Here is a 20,054-nt window from a genome sequence, read left to right as displayed (position 1 = left end):
CGCCGGCTGTCACGCCGAGGCCGACCAGTACTTCCGGGTCGGGCTTCGGTACGCCGAACAGGCAGGCGCCTGGTGGCTGCGCGCCGACGTACTGACTCACATGGCCCGCCAAGCCGTCTACCTGGCCCGCGCAGACGACGCACTGACACTCATCGGCACCGCCAAGATCCGCGAGGACCGGTTGTCGTCGCTGCGCCGGTCGAGCCTGTGCATCGTCGAGGCGCGCGCGTTCAGCGAGCTCGGCGAAGCCCGGGAAGCGGCCCGCTCGGTCGACCGCGCGGTCCAGTTCTTCCACGAGGTCGACGCCCGTGACGACCCCGACTGGGAGCTGTACTCGGAGTTCTTCTCCGAAGCCCAACTCAACGGCGACACCGGCCACGGCCTGTGGGCCGTCGCCGTGCACGGCCTCGAAACGGCCAACGCCTCCCAGCGGCTCGCGACGGCGATCGACAGCTACCCCGACAGCTACGCCCGCTCGCGCCTGTTCTGCGTGGCACGGCTTGCCGCGCTGACCCTGCACCAGGGCGACCCCGACGAAGGCGTCAATCTCGGACAGACAGCGCTGGCCGAATCCCGGAAGGTCCGCTCGATGCGGGTCTTGGACGACCTCGGCGAGGTCCATCGCGCCACCACCAAGCTCCGCGGCTCGCACGCCGGGGTCGCCGCACTGCGCCGCGACATCGCGACCGTACTCAGCGGCAGGAACCTCAAAGAGCTCACCAGGGCCTGACCACCGGCCTGACGCCTGTAAGTAGGCGTCCATGCGCGGAGTGTAGAAGCCCTCACGGGTGGGTCGGCCGGTGATCCCGAACAGCGGTGACCACCTGACGGGGTATCGAATCGGCGCTCGTAAGATCCAGCGCATGGCTCGCGTCGTGGTGATCAGCGGTGGTGGCACCGGAATCGGCTTCGCGACCGCGGAGGCCTTCGCGGCCGGCGGCGACCACGTCGTCCTGCTCGGACGCCGGGAGAACGTCCTGAGGGACGCCGCCGAGAAGATCCCCGGCGCGCGCTACTGCGCCGCCGACCTCAGCGAACCGCAGGGCGCCCGGCAGGCCGCCGCCTTCATCGCGCAGGAGTACGGCACGGTCGACGTCGTCGTGCACAGCGCCGGCGGCAACGGTGGCCTCGAGGAACCGGTCGAACACGGAGACTCGCTGGAGACCATCGCGCACAACTGGGCGCTCAACTTCCGGCTCAACGTCCTGACTGCCGTCCTGCTCACCGAGGCACTCCGCGACCAACTCCGGGCCCCCGGCGGCCGCGTCTTGTTCATCACCAGCATCTCGGCCTTCCGCGGATCCGGCCGGGTCGAGTACGGCGCCGCGAAAGCCGCCATCCACCCGTACGTCGTCGCGCTCGCCAGGGAACTCGGGCCGCGAGGCATCACGGTCAACGCCGTCGCTCCCGGACTGATCGAACAGACACCCTTCTTCGGCGAACCCCTACCCGACGAACGGCTGCAGCTGCGCAGGGACGAGACCGTCACCGGCCGCGTCGGCGTACCGAACGACGTCGCCCAAACACTGCACTGGCTCGCCTCCGAAGCCGCCGGACACATCACCGCACAGGTGATCCAGGTCAACGGCGGCGCCGAAAGCAGCCGCTGACCGGCCCAGCTGCCGTTGTCCAAAGCAACGGCGTTGACCGTGATGCCTCGCGGCGGATCGCGCCTCCGCAGCGACGTACGCTGCCTGGCATGTCTGTGGTCGACGAGCTCCTGAACACGGCCGTTGGCCTTTCGCGGAGTTTGTGCGAGCAGCTGCTCGGAGAGCTGATCGCGGTCCCTGATCCGCTGATCACGAGCGGGCAGGCCGCGCGGGTACTCGGCCTCAACCGGGGACAGGTGCCGCGCCTGGAGCGCCAAGGCTGGCTGGCCCGCCAGGAGAACACCCAGCTGAAGCGGATCTACCGCCTGAGCGACGTCCTGGAGCTCGTCCAGCCGATCAGCGTCACCGCGGCCGCCGTGCTGATCGGCTGCAAGCCCGACCGGGTCGCAGTGCCTACCGCCCGGCGTCTACGCAGACTCGACGCGGTTCTCCAACGCGGCCGCCGGCGACGGCCACCGGATGTGTCGTGGCCGTTCCCGGTCGACGAATCTGTCGAACTCGCCCCGACGCTGGTCGATCACGACCCGGATCGATGGATCGGACTGTCCGAGGCAGCAGCGGTTCTCGGGGTCACGTACAGCGCGGTCCACCACATGGCCGCCGAAGGCCGGCTGCCGGCCGAGCACGACGAGTACGGCTGGCGTGTTCAGTACGACAAGGTCATCCTGGCCCGCAACGCCATCGCGGCACGAGCTGCACGGAACGCGCCGCCGCATCCCAACGACTAGGGCAAGCCACCCAGGTAGTGATCGAGGCGAACCGGTGACACGACCACGGTTGACGCCGTGCCCGTCAATCGGCGCTTCGGTCTGGCGGTGCGGGTTCGCGACGCGGACGGCCACGAGGTTTCTCGGCCGGCCAGTGCGGCTCGATCTGGTTCAGCAGCGCGTCAGGGTCAGCCGCGAGCGCCGTCAGGCATGCCACCACGAACCCACGCATCTCCAGCCCTCGGGCCTGCAGTACCTCGGTTGCCCGGCCCTTGACGTCGGCCGGCGCTCTCACGGTCAGTGCCGGATCGGCATGTTGGCTTCCCATGCCGAAATCCTGACATAAGTGGCTTGCCACTTACAAGCGCAGCTTGGTACATTAAGTGGCAAGCCACTTAATGAGGGGATGATCACCATGACCGACGCTGACCTGGACCTGTTGGCCTACGACATCGCGGACGCGATCGACCGTGGCGGGTATCCGCTGGACTTGTGCCAGGCCGACGTCCGCGCGGCACTGCCGGCGTTCATCGCACGAGCCCAGCAGAACGCCGCGGCCACCGATGAGTGAGACAGTCTCGCTGGAACTCGGCAGGATCGTCTGGCGGCTGGACGCCTACGCCGGGCACTGGCTCACTGCGACCGACCTGACCGCCGTCACCGAATGGATGGCAGACAACCACCTCGAGCGAGCCACCGCGCAGCGCCCGGTCATTGTCGAGTGCGGCAGGATCACCTACGGGCAGGACCGTTCCGACCTCACCGTGCGCGCCCAGCACCGCGACATCGCAACAGTCACCGTGCCGCTGCTGACCGCGCCGCCGGCGATCGTGCCGCCGCTCTGCGAACCGGCGCACCTTGCGGTCCTGCATGCCGTGCTCGCCCAGCACGAATGGTCCAGCGGCTTCGGAGGCGTCTGTGTCGACTGCAGCCGGACGCAGACCGCTGCGAACGGCCAGATCTGGTGCCATCGCGACGACGTCGAGCCGTGGCCGTGCCCGCCCGTCCGAACCGCTCTGCGCGAAGCCAAGATCCCCGTGCCCGGACCGGCAGAAGCTCCCCTGCCCCGGGTTCTCGGTGACTGCCTAAGCCCCGCACACAACGCGAGGGCATTCGGCACCAGCTGAGCCGGTCGCCTGACCTCAACCGCTGTCTGGCCCGCCAAGACCGACCGCGGCCGAACACGCCGCCGCATCCCGACGTCTAGGGCTGTCGCCGCGTGGACCAACGGGCTCAGGTACGCCGTGCGTCGGTCAGAATTCGGCCTGCGATGGCGCCGCCTCACGAGTGCCGGTGACACCGAGCATTGTTGTGTCAGTTCGGTGATCGCTGTAGCGTGCGCGGCGTACCCCCGCTTAGCATCGCGCTAGCGTGGGAACCGCCAGCACTCCGACAAGCGCTGACGGCCCTTCCCACAGCGGGCTACTGGTGGTCTAACCACCGGTCGACCACGATGCGGATCAGCAGGGCGAGCACCCAAGGCCCGAGCCGACGCCACTGGCGCTGGTTCGGGCCTTTCCGCTTCCCCGGTTCATCGCCTTCCGGCGACTTGCTGAGCATCACAGTCACTACCTCCTTTCCCGTGACAGGGCTTCGTGCGAGGCCCAGCTGGTGTCTCGCGAGCTCGGCCAAGATGTCACGGTCGGGGGGTGGCCCAAGCGCACGTTAGCAGCGTGCTGCTCATCCGCACAGTTTCAGTACCACTGTCTTCCTGCCCTGTGGATAGCGCTCGGTGATCAGCTGTTCGCAACTGCCGCGGGCCGCCGTGGCGGCGTTGCAATATCGGCATACGAAGCGGTGTGACCCACACCACGATTCCGATATTTCTAAGCGCATAGGTCAGCCACCCCACGCACCCAGAGGCGGAGGAGTCAGCCGTAGGTGAGCGGGTCGTACAGCTCGGCGGGCGGGGTGTTCCAGGGCAGTGCTTCGAGGCCTTGGCCGTTCGCGTTGTGCCCGGCGACGGTGCACTTGGTGAAGGTGCCTTGGGGGTTCATCAGGCTGTTCATGTGGGGGTAGCAGTGGTCGCGCCACCACACGCTCATGCCGGTGCCGGGTTCGAGGCGCAGCGCTTCCCAGGCGCGCCAGAGCGCGGACAGGACGCAGACGGCTTCGCCGTGTTTCCACCATTCGCGGCACCAGGCCTGCGACCCGGTGATGGGTCGCCGGTAGGCCTTGGTGAGGAACTGGTCGACGAACTCGGGCAGGGTCTTGAAGAAGGTCTGCGGCTCGGGGTCCGCGGCGGCGTCGAGGGCGTCGCCGGCCGCGGCGGCTTCGGCCTCGAGCTGCGCGGCCTGGTCGTGGTGGCCGGGGTCCTCGGGGTACGTGTCGTCTTCCCATTCGGTGTCGGGCAGCGTCACGTGGGTTCTCCTGTCGGCGTGTTCGGTACGGCGGTGCGGCGGGTGCCGGGGTCGAACCGCGCGAAGGAGACGCGGATCTGGTCGGCGTACGGGCGTTCCATCCAGGGGATCGCCCGGACCAGCGTCACACGCGACCCGGAGGAGAACACGATCGCTCGCCCGGCAGGCAGCGCGGCGAGCTCGGACACGTCGAGGATCTGTTCGCGGTGCAGCGACCGGTTGACCGAGGTTCCTTCCTTGCCTGTGGATGTCGAACCGCGGAGCCGTTCGTGGTCGCCGATGATCTTCACGAGCCGGTCGAGGAACGCGGCGTCGTCGACGCCGCCGCCGTAGATGCGCCGGTTCGCTGCCGACCAGAGCTTTTCCATGCCGCGGTCGCCCCAGGCACCGACGCCTTGGGCCCACGACTGCAGGATCGTGATGAGCACGATCCCGCGGGAACCGTAGTGGGAGTACAGGTCGGGGAGGTCTTTCCACCGGCAGACGTTCGCGGCCTCGTCGAGGACGCCGATCATCGGCACAGGCAGCCGCCCGCCGGGGCAGGTGGTGGCGTAGTCCTCGGCGGCTTTCACGACGGCAGCGGTGAGCGCGGTGACCAGCGGCCCGGCACTCGCGGCGCCTTCACGCGACAGGCTGTAGAGGGTGCCTGATCGGCGGACGAACTGTTGCGGGTCGAACTCCGGCCGCGGGACGGGCCCGGGGTTGACCCAGGCGGCGACGCGGCTGGACCCGAGGCAGGACGCCATTTGCTGCGCGGTGCCGAACACGCCGCCGCGCTGCCGGTCGGGCGCGGAACGGATCGCCTCGAGTGCTTCGGCCATGGTGATGTCGCCGTGCTCACGCAGCAGTTCCTCGGGCTGGGTGGCGTTGACGGAGGTCAGCCACGAGTAGACCCGGCTGACCGGTTGCCCGCCGCGGGCTGCGGCCAGCAGCAGGCAGGCGAGCAGCTGCATGCCGGAGCTGTCGAAGAACGCGTCGGCGCGGGCGTCGACGGCACGGGAGGCGTGGGCGAAGTGCTGGGCGAGCTCGCGCGCGGTGTCGTCGTCGGTGACGTAGCTGAGCGGGTTCCACCACCAGGTGGGTTCTTCGGCGGCGACCTGTTGGGGGTCGAACACCCACACCCCGTCGCTGCCGTGGCCGCCGGCCTCGCGCAGGCCGCGGGTGGCGTCGAGGATGTCGCGCTTGTTGGAGGTGACGATCACCGCGCCGGGCGCTTCGGCGATCACCGGCACGGCCAGCGTCGTGGTCTTCCCGGTCCGGGGGCCGGCGATGTCGATGACCATGTCCTCGTACGACCCGTACACCTCGGCGCCGCCGGCGACGGTGCGGCCGAGGAACACGCCGGGGTTGTCGGCGGTCACGCCGAGCCGTTTCGCGGTCGCGGCGACCGCGGACCTGGAGGTTGCCTCGATGTCGCGGCCGCGGCCGAGGAGCCGCGCGGAAGGGTCGACCCGGGTCCGGCCGCCGCCACGGAACCGCCGGACGGCGAGCCCGGCGAGCACGGCCAGGACCGCGACCACAACGAGGATGCCGACGAGTGCGTACGTGGACTGCCGCGGCCACGCGATCTCGCCGCCGGCGAGGCCGAACAGCAGCGCGATCGGGTTGGTGGGGATTCCGGCGGAATCACCGGCCCAAGCGGTGCCGAGCCGCAGCGCACCCCACACGACCAGCCCGATCCCGACGGCGACGCCGGCCAGGACCAGGACGGCGCCGTTGGGACCCGCGAGCGGATGGGCCGGGTCGCGTTCGCGCTGCACCATGGCTAGGAGACCTCCTCCAGCGCTCCTCCGGCCCCGTCCCCGAGGATCTCGTCGGGGACGACACTCAGGGGTACGTCGCGCCAGCGTTTGTTGGTGTCGTTGAGGGCGTGCTCGACCGGGGTCAGGTCGACGTGGATCGGGATGCCGGTGCGCCCGCCGACCTTGATCAGGAAGTTCCCCAGACCGGGCGGGGTGGGGTCCTCCTCGTCCGACGACCACGCGGGCGGGTCCTGCCAGCCGGTGATCATGTCGACCTCGGCGTCGGCCACGCGCACCGCCTCCGACAGCAGCCTCATCTCGGCGCGGGGCAGCCCGCCGCAGATCACCATGCCGGCACGTTCGACGAACCCGCGGGCCTTCATCCGGTCTTCCTCGGTCGGCAACGCGAGCAGGTCGGACATGGTGTGCGACACCATCACCTGCCCGACACCGCGCTGCCGGTTCAGCCGGGTGAGTGCGTCAATCCGGTCGACGATCCCGCGCCCGGAGCGCAGCGCACGCCACAGCTCGTCGAGGACGACGAAGTAGTTGCGGCGCGGCTCCAGCCCGGCGTCGGCGAGGACCTGCGAGACGTTGACCGCGGCGAACCCCGTCGACCAGCACGCCAGCAGCGCGGCGGCCTGCAGATCGAACTGGCCGTCGTCGATCCCGGACAGGTCGAACGCGACCGGCTTGTCGCGGCGCATCGGCTGCGTGGTCTGTTCGGAGAAGATCATCCCGAACCGCGACGTGCCGGTGGCCAGGCTCTGCAGCGTCGCCTCGAGCCCTTCGGTGATCTCGCGGTACCGGACCTCGCTGCCGCGGTCCAGCGCGGCCTCCCGCAGGTCCGGCGGTGCGTCCTTCACGACCTGCAGCAGGTCAGCGAGGACCGGGACACGGCCCGTCATCCGGTCGTCGAGAATGTCCAGGGCCCGGGTGATCACCGACTCCTCACGGTCGGTCGGCGGCGTACCGGCGCGCAGGATCGTGATGAGACCGGAGATGGTGTTCGCGCGGCGTTGCCGGGCGTCGTTGATCAGCCAGGTCCGCGCCGACCCGGTGAGCCGGTCGGCCGCGGCCAGCGCGTCACTGGCGTCGAGGACGTTCAGGTTGCCCCGGCCGGGAGCCAGGTCGATGACCTGGCCGTCGAGGGCTTCGATGAGGTCGCGGTAGTCGGGTTTCAGGTCGCCGAGGATCAGCGGCTGAACGCCGTACCCGGCCAGGCCGAGCGCCATCCGGCGGACCACGCTCGACTTCCCCAGCCCGGGCTTGCCGAGGATGAAAGCCGACGGGTTGGAGATCAGCCTCGAGCGCGCGAACCAGCTGATCGGGTCGCAGCACACGGTGGCGTCGGAGTTCAGCGCCCGGCCGAGTGGAACACCGGTCATCGGTGCCCCGGAGCCGACCGGGAACGGCCACAGCCCACACACCTGCACCGTGGTGCCGCGCCAGCGCTGCGGCGCCTGCAGGTAGGCGACGCCGCCGGCGCCGGACGCGGCCCAGCCCCGCGGGCCGGGCTGCTGCGGCCGCTTCAGCGGCTTCGCGACCAGGTCGAGCCGGCCCGCTCCGCGTCGCGGCGTACGGCGTGCTGATCGCCCGAACAGACCAGACAGGTTCACAGGGCACCCCGGATCGAGCTGGGCACCACGAGGTGCTGCTCGGGCACGATCCCGAGCGGCAGCGCCACGGTGAACGCTGAGTCCTGCGACCCGAACTGGGGCCGCAGCTGCATCCGGGCCTGTGACCCGAGCCGCTCCACCACGGCGACCGCTTCGGGGAACCGGTCCTTGTCGGTGACGGTCGCGGTGACCAGCATCGCGAAGTCGACCAGACCCGCACCGCGGGCCTCTTCCCGGGCGGTCTTCTCCGTGATCGACCGCTCGGCCTCGAGCCGCGCCGCCGGCACCTTCGAGCTGTTGAGACGGAAGTCGCTGTTGCGGCGGTCGGACTCGACGATCCGTGCGGCGATCCCGGGATCCATCACCTTGTACAGGATCGTGACGCGTTTGCGCACGATCGCCCGGTGCGGTGCGAGCAGCGGCTGCAGCACGTTCTCGTAGACCTCACCGCGCGGCGCCACCGTCATCGCCCACGTGACCGACCAGGCACCGTCGTGACGGTACTTGTCCCAGAACGCCTCGTGCGAGGCCGGGCCGATGTCGGACCAGCGCAGCTTGGCGCGCTGCCCCATCGCGCGGGCTTCGTCGATCACGAACGCCGACGCCGGGTCGTAGGCGATCCGGACCGTCTCGCAGACCTCTTGCGCGGTCGCCGGCCGGGCGTGCCCGGCACCGGTCGACGCCAGGCCACTGGTCAGGGTCGGCAGCCGCGTCGAGAGCTCGAGAACCATGTCCTCCTCACTCGCGCGCGATCCGGTGCGGACCTGGGAAGAGAACGTGATCGTGATCCACGCCTTCACCTGCGCCGCGCCCTGCGGGTAGGAGTCGATGACCTCGGCCAGCATCTGCCGGGCGACGTCAGGCGCATCAGCCGACAGGTTGTGCCGTACCTCGGCACCGAGCCGGTAGCCGGTGTCCGGTGCCGTCTCGACGGTGACCGCAGCCCCGATCACACCGTCCTCGTGACCGAGGTTCCGCAACCACTGCCCCCAGCCACCGACCCAGTTGTCGATCTGCTCCTGGTCGACCTGGCCGGCGCCGTCAGGCTCGCACGAGATCACCACCGCGTAGTGCCCCAGCGACGGCCACGCGACCACAGCGAACGGCCGGTCCCAGGAATCCTTGCCCTCGATCAGCCGCGTCGAGGCCAGCAGACCGGGCAGCTGGTAGGTGCCCCACCCGGCCTTACCCAGCGGCCCGGACCGGTACAGCCTGCTGTTGGCTGCCGTGGCCCGCTGATAGCCGACTCGTTCCCCGAGCCGTTGCGCCGCGGTCAGCTCGTGCCGGTCACGCAGAACCAGTCCGAGCACGATCACCGCGCCGATCACCACCACGACCAGCCCGGCGCCGACCCCGGCCGCCGTCCAGGCCAGGATCGCCACGATGCCCAGCACCAAGACCGCGCCCGTACCGATCGTGCCGAGCCTGCCCAACCCTGCCGTCACCGGCTTGCGCCAGTTCCCGTACGTGCGGGACACGCTCGCTTCTGCCACCCGATTCCCTCCTCCTCAACCGTTCCTCAACCAACGCATGCTGCTACTGCTTGGGTTTCTGCGATCCCGATCCGGACGGACCGCTCGACCCCGACGAGGCCCCGCCGGACGAACTTCCGCCGGACGGTGCAGCACCGTCCGCGCCGGAGTCCTCGCCCGAGGCCTGCGTCGTGGTCTTGGCCGGCGCGGCCGCGGCCTTCTTGATCGCCTCCGCGACAGCACCCACCGCGGCCGCGGCAGGCACTCCACCGCCGCCCCCGGCGGCGGCCGACCCGCCCGAGCTGGAACCAGCCGCACTGGACCCGGCCGACCCCGACGTCGCCGCACCGGACGAACTGTCCGCGCCCGCCGAACCGGTCTCGCCCGCCGACCCGGACGGGCCCGTGGACGAAGACTCACTGGACGGCGTCGACTGTGTGGATGTGGACTGGGTCGACTGTCCGGTGTTGCCCGACGGCCCGTCCTGGCCGCCGCCGCTGCTCTGGGTGCTGCCTTGGCTGCTGCCCGAGCTGGAGCTGCTCGAGCCGCCGCCCTGGTTACCCACGGCCTTCGCACCCATCGCGACCGCGCCGCTGAGCGCGGCGACACCTGCCGTGCTGCTGCCTCCGGCCGCTGCGCTCACCGCGGGCACGGTGAACCGCATCAGCGCCGGCAGCGCGAAAACAGCCAGCGCGCACATCGTGATGCCCGTGACGATCTTGATGACCTGGTCGCCCGCGGACGGCGCGAGCGTCCCGCCCTCGCGGGTCAGCTGGAACCCGGTCGCGTACACGATCGCAGCGACCGGCTTGTACAAGATGAACGCGATGATCCAGGCGATCGACTTCTGGAACCAGTGCCGCCCGATCTGGGTGTTACCCGCGGCCGCCGCGAACGGAAGGGTCCCGGCGAGCAGGAACAGCATGCCGCCGCGAATGATCAGCAGCACCATCTGCAGCATCGACAGCCAAAACAGCACCTGCATCGCCAAGATCACGAACACGACATTGGCGGGAACGGTCACCGGGTTGGAGACGAACATCAGGCCGAACGCGGTCTGGAACGTCGTGGGCGTTCCGTCCGCGGTCGTCGACGCATCCTTGAGGATCCACGACGCGAACTGGTCGGAAACATTGATCAGCAGGCTGATCACGGCCAGGCCGATCGTCGAGACCAGCATCAGCTGCAGCAGCGACATGGCGAGCTCGCGGCCCGGCTGGCCGTTGCGCTCCCACACCATCTTGATGCCGCCGAGAATGATCGAAAACACCGCCAGCCCGGCCACGTAGAAGTGCAGATGCGCCCACAGGAAAGCGATCGTGTTGGCCGGGGCGTACTCGTTGCTCGAGGTCGCGACGGTCAGCTGTGGCGTGTCGACACCGGTGACCCAGAACGTGGCGGTCTTCTCGAGCAGGAGCTGGGTCGACTGGCCGGCTTTGCCGGCCAGGTCCATCAGCCAGTCCTTCACGACGTTGCTGGCTGCATTGTCCAGTTGGTCGAGCGGGTTCGGGATCAGCGGAAGCATCATGCGCCCCGCCATGGAACGAATCCGGTCAGGTCCTGCAGCGGACTGAACGGGGCACCGGCCATCTCGCCGGCCTGTGGCGGCTCGACCTTCCAGTCACCGCCCTGCCAGACCATCGTCCAGGTCGACGACGCGTACCCGGCACCGGCCTGGGCCGCCACCAGCAACGTCACCCGGTCAGCGGTCGCGTCCAGGACCTTGAACCCGGCCAACTGGACACCGGTGCCGTCGCCGCTGTCCGGCGCGGTCTTCAACCATTCGATGTAGCTGTTCAGGTTCTTGCCCGGCACCATGATGCGTCGCAGGATCGGGAACGTCTTCGCCCCGGTCGAGTCGTTCGGGATCGACATCGCGGCGATGTGGTTGTACACGGCAAACACCGCGCCAACCGGCGAGTGCGCGAAGCAGCGCCGCAGCCCGTCAGAGTCGCTCACCTGCGGTCCATAGGCGTCGGCACCGGGGACGGCGACCTGGTTCACCAGGCTCCACGACGCCCCGTGGATCGGGGTGTTCGGGACCTGCTGGCTGCCCGCAGGCAGACTGCACGTCGCCGGGCCGCCCGGACTCGACTGGCCCGTGGACGGCGCCCCGGACGGGCCCGTCGACGGGCCGGTCGACTGCTGCGGCGTCGAAGCCGGCGGGCTGGTGGTGTCGTTGTTCTTGCCGCGGTTCGCGAGCAGGAACAACACACAGCCCACGATCACCAGCAGCACGAGCGCAGACAGCGTCAGGGTCCACCGACGGCCGCCGCCGCGGCCGGTGTCGGCGTTGGGCGGAGTGATCCTCGACGACATCAGCTCAGCGCGCCCACGATCTGCAACGAGCCACCGACCACAACGCACGCGAGAGTGATCCAGCCGAGACCGCCGAGGTGGTTACTGCCACCACCGTGCGAGCGGTGCGCGAGCGCCATCTGGGTTCCCGTGATGATGATGCCGAGAACGGCGGCCCCGGAGAAGATCCACTTCGCCCACCCCAGGATGAGCGAGAACTTGTCCGCGCCGGGCGGGGTGCCGGTCCCGATCGCGGGCCCGTTGTAGCCACCAGGTTTCGGCGTATCGGCCATCGGCAGGACGTGCTGCACCACAGTGTGCACGTCGTGCGCGGCCGACTGCAGCATCAAAAGGGTGCTCATCGTGCGGGGTTCTCCTTCGATCCGTCGACTACGTCGAGCATGGTCAGCTCCGCCAGATCGGCGAGCATCTTCTTCACCGGCCGGGGAAGATCAGTGGCGTCGAGCTGCGTGTAGCCGGCCGCGTGATACCGCCAGGCCTCGACCCACGGCAACTCCCACACCCGCGGAACACCGCCGCCCGTCCGTGTGACCTCACGGGCGAGATCTTTCGGAAGCTTGCCGGGGGCATCAGGGATCAGCACCAGCCCGAGCAGCATCACGTGCGGCTCGTGACCGGCCGCATAGTCGATCGCGGCCGCACGGGCGTTGTGCAGCCCCGCGGCGTTGGTCCGGGCGACCAGCACGCACCACTCCGACCGGCCACGGCGCGGCGGCCACCGGTGATCGGCCTGCTGCAAATGCGGGCTCAGCGCGACGATCGTGGACTCGCCCGCACCGCCGTGCACCCCGACCACCCAGATGCCCTGCCCCGGCCCCCGCGGCCCCGACGGCGCCATCGCCGGAACCTGACCGGTCATGCCGCCGAGCTGCGAGCGCAGCCCCGGATGCGGCTGCGTCGGGCCGGTCGCAACCACCGGCGATCGCCCGGCATCAGACTGCGGGCCGACGTACTCCTCAGACCCGGGATCTACCCAAGGGTTCGCACCCGGCTCGCTCATCCACTCCTCTATCCCCGATCACCGGACTAGCCCTCGGTGTTCACAAGCCGTCACAATACCCAGCAGTGAGGGCTTTTGAGTGAAAGGTTGCAGCTTGTTGCAATATGTCCACATCGTTCGTCGATGGGCTTCATGATGGTTGCCGTGGACCCCGGGATTGAGAGCCTCTTCGCGTGCTACCCCGGCGAGCGCCTGACCCCCGAACAAGTCGCCGAGGCGATCGGCCAAACCCCGTACACCGTGCGGCGCCAGCTGCGCTCCGGAGACCTCCCCGGCTACCGCATCGGATCCGGCACCAAAGCCTCATGGATGTGCGTGAAGTCCGAAGTGATCGCCCTGCTCCGCAGCCGCTGGAACCAGCCAGACCCCCGCGAACAAGCCCACCCGACCCGACCCGGCGCCGAGATCGTTGCCACCAGCCCCGACATCCCCAACAGGCCCAACAGGCCCAACAGGACTGACAGCGAGGAGTAGGTACCGGATGCACGGGGGAACAAGCCGCGGCCGGCTCACTCGTCTGGCCGCGGCGGTGGCACTCGTCGCCGCGATCATCGGCACCGGCGGATGCACACCCGGCAACGGCCGCAGCGTCACCGACCAACTGATCGACGCCACACTCAAGATCGGGTCGGTACCCCCGAAGTACGCCGCGCTCGTGCTTGCCGCAGGCAACACGTGCGTGGGCGTCAGCGCTCCCCTGATCGCCTCCCAGATCGATGCCGAGTCCGCATGGAACGAGCAGGCCGTGTCCCCGGCCAACGCCGAAGGGCTGTCGCAGTTCACCCCGGCCACCTGGAAGCAGCTCGGCCGCGACGCCAACAACAACGGCGTCAACAGCCCGTTCGACCCGGCCGACGCGATCGACGCCCAGGCACGCTACGACTGCCAACTGCTCGCCCAGGTCAACGGCTACCTCAAGACCGGCCGCCTGTCCGGGGACCCGGTCGACCTGATGCTCGCCTCGTACAACGCCGGCCTCGGCAAGGTCCTGGCCGTCGGTGGCATCCCGAGCCGGCTGCCCGCCGAGACCCAGGGCTACATCGCCCGGATCCACAAGCTGATGGAAACCCGGTACGCCGTCATCGAACTCCCGCCGTCCGGGGGCGTCGGGAACGTAGCAGCGGTCAAGGAAGCCGCCCGCTGGATCGGTACGCCGTACGTGTGGGGCGGCGGTGACCTCGAGCAGCCGACCGGGATCGGCCGCGACGGCCGCGGACCCGGGTGGGACTGCTCCAGCCTCACCCGGCACGCGATCTGGATCGCGTCCGGCCGCACGATCCAGATCCCCCGCGTCAGCCGCGACCAGGCCGTCGCCGGCAAACCTGTCCCGCCGGTGCTGTCCTCGATGGCACCCGGCGACGTGATCGCCTTCTCCATCCACGGCGGCGGCATCGACCACGTCGGCCTCTACGCCGGCAACGGCACGATGATCGAGGCGCCGCGGACCGGGAAGAACGTCGACCAGGTCGACCTCACCGACGCCTACTGGTCCAAGCTGACCTGGACCGTGCGGAGGTTCATGTGACTGTAGCTTCCGATCACACTTGTCGTTCGTCTCAACGGTTTGTCGCCGAGTTGTCGTCCGCGCGAGCAACCGTCGGTCAGCTCGTCCAAACGATCTGTCGGTGGCACCCGTCCGGGCAAGTATGCCCGAGGGATTCGTCGGATCACCCGGACAGATCCGACGACAAGCCGTCTGGACAGATGCTCAGAACCGCAGGTCGCTACTTCGCCAGGCGACAAATCGGATCGGAACCTACAGTGACGACGACCCCAGGCCGCTCCGGACCCGTCCGGCGCACCGTGCTGGCGGCGCTCGGCTTCGTCGTACTGGCAGCCACCGGCTGCTCGAACGACGGAACGGCGAACCAGCAGCCCAGCGAACCCGCGGCATCGCCCCCGGCCGCGACCGTCACGGGTACGCCGGGGCCGCCGAGTGTCCCGGCGACACCGGTCACTCCGGATCCGATCCCTACGGGCAACCCCACCAAGACCCCGGCCGGCGGGCTGCCCCGCCCTGCCCAGGTGAACTCGCTGAACGCCTCCGCGGTCGCCGCCACCGTCGCCGCCGTCACGTACCGGTACGACACCGCGATCGACAACTCGCCCAGCGACGCCCAACGCCGCGCAACGCCCTGGCTGACGCCGGCGTACGCCGCACAGCTCACCGGCGGCCCAGCCGCCGCCCCCGGCGCGGAATGGAACACCTGGGCCCAGCACCGCGCCTACACCACCAGTACCGCGGTCGACGCCACCGAAGACGGCGCCCCACCCGACACCACGACCCGCGCCGACCGCTCCATCGCCGTCACCGTCACCCCGATCGGCCGCGACCGATGGCACGGCACTCCGCAGCAATACGTCCTGTTCATCACGCTCACCCGCGATGGCGCGGCCGCGCCCTGGCGGGTCAGCCAACTCCAGGTCCAGGAATAGCCCGCCCGCCCGTAGCCCGGCACTTCTCCACTTCGGGGTCTGGTTGAACGGAGGGGGCTCGGGCCGCTACTGGACAAGCGTGTGGGCTCCCACCAGAGAGACCCCCGATGCGCCGAGTCCGGCGAGGACAGCAGCGGCGACGTTCTGGCCGGCCAGAAATGTGAGGGCGCCGACCACCAGACCTGCGAGCAGGGCAACGAGCAGGATGACGACAGTCCGCAGGCTGAACAGACTGCGTGGCGGCTGCGGACCGGACGGCGAGTTGCCGTACGAAGAATTGAGGTTGGTCACGGCTGGGTCTTCTTTCCGGTGCTGGCTCCGCTCGTGCGGCGCCGTGTGGCCCTCTTGACCGCGGGCGTCTTCACCGCGGGCCTCGTACGCTTGAAGGGTCCAGTGAGCTCGTAGAGGTTGTAGAAGGTGAAGCCGAGCGGCGAGAGAGGCTGGTCCTCTCGCTCGCGGGTCTTATCCAGAAGTCCGTTGTCCTCGAGCGTTTTGAACCCTGCCTCGGCCGTGTCCGGCGACCAGCCGTACCACTCCTCCATGTGCTCGGTCGCCAAGCGGAACACCGGCTTCTCGTGCAGTGCAACCAGGAGCATGGCCGTCGCGGCCAAGTCGAGCTTCTCGTGCCAGCCCTCGGTCCAGTACGCATGAGGCAGCTTCAGGTAGGTGTCCCGCGGTCTGACTTCTGCTGGGTGGGTATACGGATCGCCGGACCCGTCCTCGCGGAGAATGGTGACGCGCACCTTCCGTTCGCGGCCGGTGCGGTGCCGCTCGATCAGCCGGCGTTGCTCCAGCCTCGTCAAGATCTTCGAGACTGCCGACGTGGCGGAGCTCAGCTCGGCGGTCTGGACAGTGTCGAACGCCCGGGCCCACACGATGAGCGGCAAGGTCTTGCTCCAGCCATCCTGGTGTTTGCCGCTGCTGATGATCGCCCACAGGAACAGCTGGGCCTTCAGACCTCGCTCGTCGGCGTTTTTCACGAACGTGCTCAGTACGCTGCGCCGTTCGGTTGCCCCCTTGGGCTTCTGGACGAAGGTCTTCCGGATCGGCGTCGTGGTGCGCTTCGCCCGCTTCAGTAGCTCGGCGCGCGTTGCCGGCGCGAGCTTGCGCATGTCCGCCGCGGTGGCCTTCGGCCGCGGCGGTGAGGAACCGCTCGGGTCCTCAGAGTCGTGCTGTGTCATGCCTCCCACATTAGGCGTCAGGTCGATCTCGAAACCGACGAACCAGGGATGCTCAACTGCCGCTGGAGCGGGTATCTGAGAGGACCCGATGCGAGTTCCGGATGACAGTTCCGGTGCGAGTTCGATGTGAGGTCCCAGGTCCACTACCGGTAGAGCGGCGAACATCCTTGAGGCAGAACGAGGCCTTCGCCCATTCGAGAATTTTCTCGCGGCAGGGCCGAAGCCAGACTCCAAGGGCTGGATCTGGCCGCAGGAGTCAGACTGGAGCACGATGACCACGCCTCCACCACCTCACGCCGGCCAGGGCCAGGTGCTGCCGTTCCCGCAGATCGACATCGTGCTGAACGACGACCGGCCCCGGCTGGTGGTCGCCGGGGCCGAACATCCGCTGACCGGTCAGGACTTGGTCGAGTTGCGTGAGAACGCGATCAAACGGATCGCCCAGACCGCCACCGCGCTCGGCCGGCCGGTGCGGGTCACGGCGTACGAGGCAGAGAGCACCTGGCCGCTCATCATTCACCCGGACGGGACCGTCACGGACGGGTCACACCTGTCGCCGCCAGGTAGGCCTCGCAGGCAGACCTTCCGGCGGCGCCGCTGAGCAGCCAGTTCAGCGGAGGTAGTTGGCCGTGAAGCTCCTTGTTAGCGACCCCATACGGGTCCGCGAGCTTCGCGCCCCACAAATCCTCTGAGCGTACTCAGCGCTCGATGCTGTGCGACCCTCACCGCCCCCGGTGTCATCCCCAGCGCCCGGCCGGTCTCCTCAGCTGACATCCCCGCAATCACCCGGAGCCGCAGCACCTCCCGCAGCTTCTCCTGCGGCAGCCTGTCGAGCAAGCTCACGATGTGCTGAACCTCGGACTGCCGAAACTCGCGCTCCTCAGGCGTCGGTGAGTCGTCCGCGCCGTCCGACGGGTCCGACGGGTCCGGCGGCGAGACGTCGGCGACCGCGAACGTACGCTGGGCATCGGCGACCTTGCGGGCCGCGACGCCGTAGACGAAAGCCTCGAAAGGCCTCCCCTCGTCCCGGTACCGGCCGAGCGAACCGAACACCTCGACGCAGACCTCTTGCGCGACGTCGTCGACCATGTCGGCGCCGCCGGGATAGGTCCACATACGGGACCGTACGTAACGGTGCGCCACAGCGCGCACCCTGGTGAGCAGATCGTCCAGAGCTGTGCGGTCCCCGTCGCCGGCCAGCACGGCAAGATCCTTGAGTTCGACGCTCGACCATGCGCGGTCATCGTCTGCCGCATCACCGGAGGTCTCCGGCAGCGTCGCATTCAGTTCAGTATCGAGCTGGGAATCGAACTCAGCTGGAGCGATCGCTCGACCACCGAATCCGACAGCAACCGCACCCACCGCGTGAACGCCGACAGCGAGCCGTTTGACAATGAGTTGGTCCAGCTTGGCTCTTTCGGCTCGAGCGACCGCCATCGTCCGCTCGACAACCCTGTCGGATACGGCGGCGATGAGCTCGTTCGCCCCATCGGTTCCGAGTGAGGTTCTGTCCAGGAGTCGGTCGAAGTCGTCCATCATGCTCCTTTCGTCCTCAGCTGGCGCTGCTGTTTTCGCCATCGCTCCAACACCCGTTCGACCGCCTTGGTGGTCTTCCCTTCAACTTCGGCGATCTGGGCATTCGACCAGCCATCGAAGTGCAGGGCGACGATCGCCTGGCTACTCGATGGCAGTGTCTGCAATGCGGCGATCACTGCCGCACGTTGAGCGGCGAGCTCGCCGGGGTCGCTGAGCCACTGCTCCTTCGGCACTGCTGCTGGTGGCGGCCTCCAGCGTTGTTCTTCGCGTTGCCAGGCCCGAAAGTGATTCGGGAACTCGCGGATCACACAGTTCATGAAATAGGTCGCGATGCTTGCTCCTTTGGAGCGCTTCCAGCCGCCTTCGATCAAGGCGTCCTGCCGGAACCTGAGAATCGCGCAGCCGACGACGAGCGTGGCGAGGTCCTCGCGGTCCTCGGGGCTGTCGTGCAGTCGATCCCTCTCGCGATCGGTTGGCGACAGTCCCCGCCCGATCGCCGCACATGAGTGGAAGATCCGGCCATGCCGGAGCCATCCATCCAGAACCCTTAGCGCATACCGCACGAGCCTCGCCTCGAACCGGTCGTACTCCTCACCTTTGAACCGTTGCATTCGAAGCCGGACCACTAGCTGATCCTCCGCCTCGAGCTGCGCCTCCCGTACCGCTTGTTGGTCCAAAGATGCGTCGCCGTGTGCCGACGTGTCTTGTTGTAGGTCGGCGCCGGTCGTCTCCGATGACCGTCCTGACGGTGAGAGCTCCACCGACCGTTCCTCCTCGACCACTTCCCCCCTCCCTGAACGGAATCACCCGCTTCTAGGTCCACACACCCCCCACGTCCCCCCGCCCAGCAGAAGATTCTCTTCTCTGGTCGGCGGTGGGGGAAGGCGTCGAGTTTCGCACCTTTCATTGAGGTGTAGGAACAACTCGATCCTGTAGAGGAGGGCCGGAGCGATGAGCTCGAAACAGGCCGACACCAAGCTGATCTCCACCAGGTCGGCGCTCATCATGGCGCTCGCACTGATCGCCGCCATCGGCGCCGGCCTGCTCACCTACCTGTCCAACCATTCCCTCCCGGGCGCTGTTCTCACAGGTGGTGGCGCCTGGGCGGCCGCGGTCATCTTCTTCAACACCATCATCGGGAAGGACTGACTGACCGCTACTACGGGGCGACCGGCCACAGCGAAGAACGGTCGGCGCCAGCTGTTATCGGCGCTCGGCTGCGAGCGCAGCTTGAGAGGAACTCATCGTCGACAATCACAGCCCGGCTTCGGTCCCCGAAGGTTCCGCCTCCTTGGCCACGCCCGACGGCTGCGCGGGCGGCTGCGGACCGCCTGCAGCGCTCACCGCGGCCGCCGGCGGCCGCGGGTTCGACATCGCAGCCAGGGCCGTCACATCGTCATGGCTCCGATCAATCGAGGCTTCGCGGCCAGCCGGTGGTTCGGCCGCGGCGTGCTCATCGCGTTGTTCGCGCGGCCGCGCATCCTGCTCGGCCTCCTGCGGCAACGGGTTGTCCTTGATGAACTGACGCGTCTCCTCGTAGGTCTTCGCGATGTACTCCTCGAACTTGACCCGCTCGATGCGCCATTGCCCGCGGCCGCCGATCTTCACGGCCTCGATGTCGCCTCTGCGCACCAGGGCGTAGACCTGGTTCTGGCTCATGGCCAGCTCCTCCGCGGCGTCGGAGAGTTTGAGGAATCGGGGGCCAGGAGTGTCGGGCATGCCGTCACCCTAGTCAGGAGCCGGATCCGCGCCGCGATCCGTTCCAGCCGAACTTGCTGGTGGCTGGACGTCACAAACGGCCGCCGGACCCACCCCTATGTACAAGGTGACCATTTCACGCCTCACCCGCGCAGAAGCACGGCCGTTCTCGCCGGCTGTTCCTCCCGCCGCGAGCGTGGCGAGCCGCCCTCACGATGGCGGCGGTGCTGCTGCTGGTCGTCTGGTTCGTGGTGCTGGGCATCGTTGGGCTACTGCTGCCGTGGAAAGCTCTCCGTGCCTACGTGCGCCAGCAGCAGAAAGAGCTCCGGGTGCTGTGCGAGCAGCTGCTCATCCATACCGCCCGGTGACCCAAC

General features: G+C 68.7%; 25 protein-coding genes and 1 pseudogene. 12 read left to right on the top strand and 14 right to left on the bottom strand.

All coding sequences use genetic code 11. From position 1 onward, the window contains the following. The 3 genes and pseudogenes from ACGFI6_RS40710 to ACGFI6_RS40700 all read left to right on the top strand — a co-directional run. Positions 1 to 730, top strand: a pseudogene (locus tag ACGFI6_RS40710) (XRE family transcriptional regulator); the annotation flags it as partial. Positions 731 to 863: 133 nt separating this feature from the next. Further along, positions 864 to 1,610 (top strand): SDR family NAD(P)-dependent oxidoreductase, encoded by a 747-nt coding sequence (locus ACGFI6_RS40705; protein WP_393128066.1) that lies wholly within the window; start codon positions 864 to 866, stop codon positions 1,608 to 1,610. Positions 1,611 to 1,699: 89 nt separating this feature from the next. Further along, entirely contained in the window at positions 1,700 to 2,338 is a 639-nt protein-coding gene (locus tag ACGFI6_RS40700; RefSeq protein ID WP_393128065.1) for a hypothetical protein, read from the top strand. Positions 2,339 to 2,402: 64 nt separating this feature from the next. Here ACGFI6_RS40700 and ACGFI6_RS40695 read toward each other — a convergent pair whose 3' ends face one another. Beyond that, positions 2,403 to 2,645 (bottom strand): hypothetical protein, encoded by a 243-nt coding sequence (locus ACGFI6_RS40695; RefSeq protein WP_393128064.1) that lies wholly within the window; start codon positions 2,643 to 2,645, stop codon positions 2,403 to 2,405. An 87-nt stretch (positions 2,646 to 2,732) separates the two neighbouring features. On the opposite strand from ACGFI6_RS40695, the gene ACGFI6_RS40690 reads away from it, so the two are divergent. After that, positions 2,733 to 2,888, top strand: a complete 156-nt coding sequence (locus ACGFI6_RS40690; RefSeq protein ID WP_393128063.1) for a hypothetical protein — start codon at positions 2,733 to 2,735, stop codon at positions 2,886 to 2,888. Continuing rightward, on the top strand, positions 2,881 to 3,444 hold the full coding sequence (locus tag ACGFI6_RS40685) for a hypothetical protein (protein WP_393128062.1): 564 nt from the start codon (positions 2,881 to 2,883) through the stop codon (positions 3,442 to 3,444). Before ACGFI6_RS40690 ends, ACGFI6_RS40685 begins: the two co-directional genes overlap by 8 nt. Before the next feature lie 744 nt (positions 3,445 to 4,188). Here the strand turns inward: ACGFI6_RS40685 and ACGFI6_RS40680 are convergent. The 8 genes from ACGFI6_RS40680 to ACGFI6_RS40645 are packed head-to-tail and all read right to left on the bottom strand — an operon-like array spanning position 4,189 to position 12,829. Next, complete coding sequence (locus ACGFI6_RS40680; protein ID WP_393128061.1) at positions 4,189 to 4,677, bottom strand: DUF4913 domain-containing protein; 489 nt, start codon at positions 4,675 to 4,677, stop codon at positions 4,189 to 4,191. Continuing rightward, positions 4,674 to 6,440 (bottom strand): type IV secretory system conjugative DNA transfer family protein, encoded by a 1,767-nt coding sequence (locus tag ACGFI6_RS40675; protein WP_393128060.1) that lies wholly within the window; start codon positions 6,438 to 6,440, stop codon positions 4,674 to 4,676. Before ACGFI6_RS40675 ends, ACGFI6_RS40680 begins: the two co-directional genes overlap by 4 nt. 2 nt (positions 6,441 to 6,442) lie before the next feature. Beyond that, positions 6,443 to 8,038, bottom strand: a complete 1,596-nt coding sequence (locus ACGFI6_RS40670) for an ATP/GTP-binding protein (protein WP_393128059.1) — start codon at positions 8,036 to 8,038, stop codon at positions 6,443 to 6,445. Beyond that, on the bottom strand, positions 8,035 to 9,531 hold the full coding sequence (locus ACGFI6_RS40665) for an SCO6880 family protein (protein ID WP_393128058.1): 1,497 nt from the start codon (positions 9,529 to 9,531) through the stop codon (positions 8,035 to 8,037). The genes ACGFI6_RS40670 and ACGFI6_RS40665 overlap by 4 nt, the downstream gene beginning before the upstream one ends. Before the next feature lie 43 nt (positions 9,532 to 9,574). Further along, on the bottom strand, positions 9,575 to 11,038 hold the full coding sequence (locus ACGFI6_RS40660; RefSeq protein ID WP_393128057.1) for a hypothetical protein: 1,464 nt from the start codon (positions 11,036 to 11,038) through the stop codon (positions 9,575 to 9,577). Continuing rightward, positions 11,035 to 11,829 (bottom strand): hypothetical protein, encoded by a 795-nt coding sequence (locus ACGFI6_RS40655; protein ID WP_393128056.1) that lies wholly within the window; start codon positions 11,827 to 11,829, stop codon positions 11,035 to 11,037. Before ACGFI6_RS40655 ends, ACGFI6_RS40660 begins: the two co-directional genes overlap by 4 nt. Beyond that, positions 11,829 to 12,170, bottom strand: coding sequence for a hypothetical protein (locus ACGFI6_RS40650; protein ID WP_393128055.1), 342 nt, complete (start codon positions 12,168 to 12,170; stop codon positions 11,829 to 11,831). Before ACGFI6_RS40650 ends, ACGFI6_RS40655 begins: the two co-directional genes overlap by 1 nt. After that, a complete protein-coding gene (locus tag ACGFI6_RS40645; protein WP_393128054.1) occupies positions 12,167 to 12,829 on the bottom strand; it encodes a DUF6668 family protein in 663 nt (220 codons plus the stop codon). Before ACGFI6_RS40645 ends, ACGFI6_RS40650 begins: the two co-directional genes overlap by 4 nt. A 123-nt stretch (positions 12,830 to 12,952) precedes the next feature. On the opposite strand from ACGFI6_RS40645, the gene ACGFI6_RS40640 reads away from it, so the two are divergent. The 3 genes from ACGFI6_RS40640 to ACGFI6_RS40630 all read left to right on the top strand — a co-directional run bounded on the left by ACGFI6_RS40640 (position 12,953) and on the right by ACGFI6_RS40630 (position 15,265). Beyond that, positions 12,953 to 13,303 (top strand): helix-turn-helix domain-containing protein, encoded by a 351-nt coding sequence (locus ACGFI6_RS40640; RefSeq protein ID WP_393128053.1) that lies wholly within the window; start codon positions 12,953 to 12,955, stop codon positions 13,301 to 13,303. 7 nt (positions 13,304 to 13,310) lie between these two features. Then, the gene (locus ACGFI6_RS40635; protein WP_393128052.1) at positions 13,311 to 14,354 is read left to right on the top strand and encodes an NlpC/P60 family protein; all 1,044 of its coding nucleotides are present in this window, start codon (positions 13,311 to 13,313) and stop codon (positions 14,352 to 14,354) included. Between the two features lie 236 nt (positions 14,355 to 14,590). Then, positions 14,591 to 15,265: a hypothetical protein gene (locus ACGFI6_RS40630; RefSeq protein WP_393128051.1), complete on the top strand. Its 675-nt coding sequence runs from the start codon at positions 14,591 to 14,593 to the stop codon at positions 15,263 to 15,265. Positions 15,266 to 15,331: 66 nt separating this feature from the next. On the opposite strand, the gene ACGFI6_RS40625 is transcribed toward ACGFI6_RS40630, so the two are convergent. Together ACGFI6_RS40625 and ACGFI6_RS40620 are read right to left on the bottom strand one after the other, a co-directional pair. Next, positions 15,332 to 15,556: a hypothetical protein gene (locus ACGFI6_RS40625; RefSeq protein WP_393128050.1), complete on the bottom strand. Its 225-nt coding sequence runs from the start codon at positions 15,554 to 15,556 to the stop codon at positions 15,332 to 15,334. Further along, positions 15,553 to 16,725 carry a hypothetical protein gene (locus ACGFI6_RS40620; protein WP_393128049.1) on the bottom strand — a complete coding sequence of 391 codons (1,173 nt, stop codon included), beginning with the start codon at positions 16,723 to 16,725 and terminating at the stop codon, positions 15,553 to 15,555. The genes ACGFI6_RS40625 and ACGFI6_RS40620 overlap by 4 nt, the downstream gene beginning before the upstream one ends. On the opposite strand from ACGFI6_RS40620, the gene ACGFI6_RS40615 reads away from it, so the two are divergent. Next, the gene (locus tag ACGFI6_RS40615; RefSeq protein WP_393128048.1) at positions 16,718 to 17,047 is read left to right on the top strand and encodes a hypothetical protein; all 330 of its coding nucleotides are present in this window, start codon (positions 16,718 to 16,720) and stop codon (positions 17,045 to 17,047) included. The genes ACGFI6_RS40620 and ACGFI6_RS40615 overlap by 8 nt on opposite strands. A 41-nt stretch (positions 17,048 to 17,088) precedes the next feature. Here the strand turns inward: ACGFI6_RS40615 and ACGFI6_RS40610 are convergent, their stop codons facing one another. Beyond that, entirely contained in the window at positions 17,089 to 17,589 is a 501-nt protein-coding gene (locus tag ACGFI6_RS40610; RefSeq protein WP_393128047.1) for a sigma-70 family RNA polymerase sigma factor, read from the bottom strand. Between ACGFI6_RS40610 and ACGFI6_RS40605 the strand changes: the two genes are divergently transcribed. After that, positions 17,581 to 17,949: a hypothetical protein gene (locus ACGFI6_RS40605; protein ID WP_393128046.1), complete on the top strand. Its 369-nt coding sequence runs from the start codon at positions 17,581 to 17,583 to the stop codon at positions 17,947 to 17,949. The two genes, ACGFI6_RS40610 and ACGFI6_RS40605, sit on opposite strands and share 9 nt — an antisense overlap. Before the next feature lie 32 nt (positions 17,950 to 17,981). Here the strand turns inward: ACGFI6_RS40605 and ACGFI6_RS40600 are convergent, their stop codons facing one another. Further along, positions 17,982 to 18,764, bottom strand: a complete 783-nt coding sequence (locus ACGFI6_RS40600) for a sigma factor-like helix-turn-helix DNA-binding protein (protein WP_393128045.1) — start codon at positions 18,762 to 18,764, stop codon at positions 17,982 to 17,984. 169 nt (positions 18,765 to 18,933) lie between these two features. Here ACGFI6_RS40600 and ACGFI6_RS40595 point away from each other — a divergent pair, with 169 nt between their 5' ends. Then, positions 18,934 to 19,131, top strand: a complete 198-nt coding sequence (locus ACGFI6_RS40595; protein ID WP_393128044.1) for a hypothetical protein — start codon at positions 18,934 to 18,936, stop codon at positions 19,129 to 19,131. 105 nt (positions 19,132 to 19,236) lie between these two features. Here ACGFI6_RS40595 and ACGFI6_RS40590 read toward each other — a convergent pair whose 3' ends face one another. Then, on the bottom strand, positions 19,237 to 19,701 hold the full coding sequence (locus ACGFI6_RS40590) for a helix-turn-helix domain-containing protein (protein WP_393128043.1): 465 nt from the start codon (positions 19,699 to 19,701) through the stop codon (positions 19,237 to 19,239). A 203-nt stretch (positions 19,702 to 19,904) separates the two neighbouring features. Here ACGFI6_RS40590 and ACGFI6_RS40585 point away from each other — a divergent pair, with 203 nt between their 5' ends. Then, positions 19,905 to 20,048 (top strand): hypothetical protein, encoded by a 144-nt coding sequence (locus ACGFI6_RS40585; protein WP_393128042.1) that lies wholly within the window; start codon positions 19,905 to 19,907, stop codon positions 20,046 to 20,048. The last annotated feature ends 6 nt before the right edge of the window (positions 20,049 to 20,054 follow it).

Origin of the sequence: Kribbella sp. NPDC048928 (assembly GCF_043197975.1) — a bacterium.
Classification (GTDB): Bacteria; Actinomycetota; Actinomycetes; order Propionibacteriales; family Kribbellaceae; genus Kribbella.
This window is presented reverse-complemented; position numbering and strand designations above follow the sequence as displayed.

Coding starts and splice junctions, on each gene's coding strand:
- ACGFI6_RS40700 (WP_393128065.1), top strand. CDS start 1,700: ATGTCTGTGGTCGACGAGCTCCTGAACACGGCCGTTGGCCTTTCGCGG.
- ACGFI6_RS40595 (WP_393128044.1), top strand. CDS start 18,934: ATGAGCTCGAAACAGGCCGACACCAAGCTGATCTCCACCAGGTCGGCG.
- ACGFI6_RS40675 (WP_393128060.1), bottom strand. CDS start 6,440: ATGGTGCAGCGCGAACGCGACCCGGCCCATCCGCTCGCGGGTCCCAAC.
- ACGFI6_RS40635 (WP_393128052.1), top strand. CDS start 13,311: ATGCACGGGGGAACAAGCCGCGGCCGGCTCACTCGTCTGGCCGCGGCG.
- ACGFI6_RS40590 (WP_393128043.1), bottom strand. CDS start 19,701: ATGCCCGACACTCCTGGCCCCCGATTCCTCAAACTCTCCGACGCCGCG.
- ACGFI6_RS40655 (WP_393128056.1), bottom strand. CDS start 11,829: ATGTCGTCGAGGATCACTCCGCCCAACGCCGACACCGGCCGCGGCGGC.
- ACGFI6_RS40685 (WP_393128062.1), top strand. CDS start 2,881: ATGAGTGAGACAGTCTCGCTGGAACTCGGCAGGATCGTCTGGCGGCTG.
- ACGFI6_RS40640 (WP_393128053.1), top strand. CDS start 12,953: ATGGGCTTCATGATGGTTGCCGTGGACCCCGGGATTGAGAGCCTCTTC.
- ACGFI6_RS40645 (WP_393128054.1), bottom strand. CDS start 12,829: ATGAGCGAGCCGGGTGCGAACCCTTGGGTAGATCCCGGGTCTGAGGAG.
- ACGFI6_RS40695 (WP_393128064.1), bottom strand. CDS start 2,645: ATGGGAAGCCAACATGCCGATCCGGCACTGACCGTGAGAGCGCCGGCC.
- ACGFI6_RS40650 (WP_393128055.1), bottom strand. CDS start 12,170: ATGAGCACCCTTTTGATGCTGCAGTCGGCCGCGCACGACGTGCACACT.
- ACGFI6_RS40690 (WP_393128063.1), top strand. CDS start 2,733: ATGACCGACGCTGACCTGGACCTGTTGGCCTACGACATCGCGGACGCG.
- ACGFI6_RS40615 (WP_393128048.1), top strand. CDS start 16,718: ATGACCACGCCTCCACCACCTCACGCCGGCCAGGGCCAGGTGCTGCCG.
- ACGFI6_RS40705 (WP_393128066.1), top strand. CDS start 864: ATGGCTCGCGTCGTGGTGATCAGCGGTGGTGGCACCGGAATCGGCTTC.
- ACGFI6_RS40660 (WP_393128057.1), bottom strand. CDS start 11,038: ATGATGCTTCCGCTGATCCCGAACCCGCTCGACCAACTGGACAATGCA.